The sequence below is a fragment of the Mesorhizobium sp. WSM4823 genome (assembly GCF_055811195.1).
In genome coordinates, this window is sequence record NZ_JBVVQL010000044.1 from 1 (window position 1) to 1,079 (window position 1,079).

Annotated in this window: 2 protein-coding genes and 1 tRNA gene; all 3 read right to left on the reverse strand. The window is 56.9% G+C overall.

Annotated elements, in window-relative coordinates:
* The coding region (locus tag AC0L26_RS31920) for a hypothetical protein (RefSeq protein ID WP_473636076.1) at positions 1–194 on the reverse strand (194 nt) is incomplete at its 3' end.
* 348 nt (positions 195–542) lie between these two features.
* A tRNA-Ser gene (locus AC0L26_RS31925) sits at positions 543–633 on the reverse strand.
* Positions 595–774 (reverse strand): hypothetical protein, encoded by a 180-nt coding sequence (locus AC0L26_RS31930; protein ID WP_473636077.1) that lies wholly within the window; start codon positions 772–774, stop codon positions 595–597. Before AC0L26_RS31930 ends, AC0L26_RS31925 begins: the two co-directional genes overlap by 39 nt.
* Positions 775–1,079 lie beyond the last annotated feature (305 nt).

A 1,079-nucleotide genomic window follows, 5' to 3' on the forward strand; every position in this document is an offset into this window, starting at 1 on the left:
GAATCGAACGAAACAGCGGATCGATGACGGCTGTTTCTGCGGTAATAAATTGTTATTGCTGAGTTTTTCGGAGAATCGTGGAATTTTTCGCTGGTCGTGAGAGCATCACCGCAGACGTTCACGGGCAAAAAGCGCGCCAAAAAAGCGCTGCCAACCAACTCTTCGACACAGGAAGTTTTGACAGATTGGCTCACCCTTTGTCGGTGGCGATCGCACACATTTCCCCCTTCGTCATCCTGGGGCGGAGCAAGGAGCGAAGCGACGCAGCGCAGACCCCAGGATCCATGCCGTGACGTTTACGTGTCGCAACGGCGCAAGCTCTGCTTCAGCGCACCCCTTGGCGACTGCACTCGTCGAACGGCCATCCTGAGCCGCTGCATTCTTTGGCTGATGTCATGGCATGGATCCCAGGGTCTTCGCGACGTCGCTTCGCTCCTGCTTCGCCCTGGGATGACGAAGCTGGGAAAGGCTTCGGAACCAGGCTTTGCAAGGGATTCTCGAGAAGAATTCGCCGGGCTTGTCCTGCGAAGCGCGAAGCAGGATGGCGGAGAGGATGGGATTCGAACCCACGAGAAGCTTTTGACCTCTACTCCCTTAGCAGGGGAGCGCCTTCGACCACTCGGCCACCTCTCCGTTGCGCCGGTGGATAAAGAAAAGCGCCGGCACAATCAACAAGCCTGCGCTATTATCATTGAAAAAACCGGTTTCTGCCGAAGCGCCGTCTTCGCGATGCGGCGATTCTGCGGCAATCCCTTGGCTGACGACTCGCGACATCCTCGCAATTCCGGCCGGCAATTGCCGGAATCGGCGGGATTGCAAGGGCTCGCCCAAGGGTGCCGGCAGCTCGATGGTTAATGAGAGCTTTCCGAGTGAGGCCAAATCGTGTCATTTGTGCAACAACGTTTGGGGATAGCACCCGCATAGGCCTTTCGCCGGTACGATGGTGGTTGAACGCCGCCGCCTCATGGGTAATGTCGAGTTCGAAGGAGCGGCGCGGTGCGCATCTTTTTCGGTTAGTGGGGATGGGGCAGGGAACGCTGTCCTTCAGCAAAGAATACCCAGACCCGTTTTTTAACTTT

Excerpts from the sequence above, each read along its gene's own strand:
- AC0L26_RS31930 (WP_473636077.1), bottom strand. The coding sequence starts at position 774 with ATGTCGCGAGTCGTCAGCCAAGGGATTGCCGCAGAATCGCCGCATCGC.